We start from the raw sequence: 834 nt of genomic DNA, 5'->3' as shown, positions 1-834 counted from the left end.
TCCAGGCCTGACCGCGTCCCACCGAAACAGGAGACGACCATGAGCCTGTCGCTCGATCATGTGGTGATCGCCGTCCGCGACCTGGCGGGGGCGGTCGCCGACTACGAGGCGCTCGGCTTCACCGTGGTGCCGGGCGGGGAGCACACCCACGGCGCCAGCCACAACGCGCTGATCGTCTTCGCCGACGGCGCCTATGTCGAGCTGATCGCCTTCCGGCGCCCGAACCCGGAGTTCCGCTGGTGGCGGGTGCTCAGCGAGGCCGGCGACGGGCTGGTCGATTTCGCCCTGCTGCCCGGCGATATCGCGGCCGATGTGGTGGCGGCCAAGGCGCGCGGCCTCGACCTCGAAGGACCGACCGAGGGCGGCCGGCTGCGGCCGGACGGGCAGCGGCTGGAATGGCGCACGGCGCGGGCGGCGACCTCGGACCTGCCCTTCCTGTGCGGCGACGTCACGCCGCGGCATCTGCGGGTGCCGGAAGGCGATGTCCGCCGCCACGCCAACGGCGCGTTCGGCGTTGTCGGGATCGAGATCGCGGTGGAGAACACGCAGGTCAGCGCCTGGCGCTACGGCGCCCTGCTCGGCACGCAGCCGGGCGCGCCGATCGATCTCGGCAACGGCCAGTCCGTCAGCCTCGCCGGCCCGGACCGCGCCGGGGCGGCTCTGGCGGCGCGTGGGGAGGGGCCGGTGTCGCTGACACTGCGCGTCGCCCCCGGCAGTGCTGTGGGCGATCTCGATCCGGTGCGCACCCGGGGCGTCCGGATCACCCGGGCCGACGGTTAAGCCGCCCTTCTTGGAATCCGGCGCTGAACCAGCCGCAAGAATCGTTGGTTGCGC

1 protein-coding gene is annotated in these 834 nt (G+C 73.1%); it reads left to right on the top strand.

All coding sequences use genetic code 11. The annotated features are described in order from the left end of the window. On the top strand, positions 1-780 hold a 780-nt coding region (locus FFK22_RS41985; RefSeq protein WP_221939313.1), incomplete at its 5' end, for a VOC family protein. Positions 781-834 lie beyond the last annotated feature (54 nt).

Source organism: Mycobacterium sp. KBS0706 (assembly GCF_005938675.2).
Lineage (GTDB): Bacteria > Pseudomonadota > Alphaproteobacteria > DSM-16000 > Inquilinaceae > Inquilinus.
The sequence above is the reverse complement of the archived record's forward strand: the minus strand, read 5'-3'. Positions and strand labels throughout refer to the sequence as shown.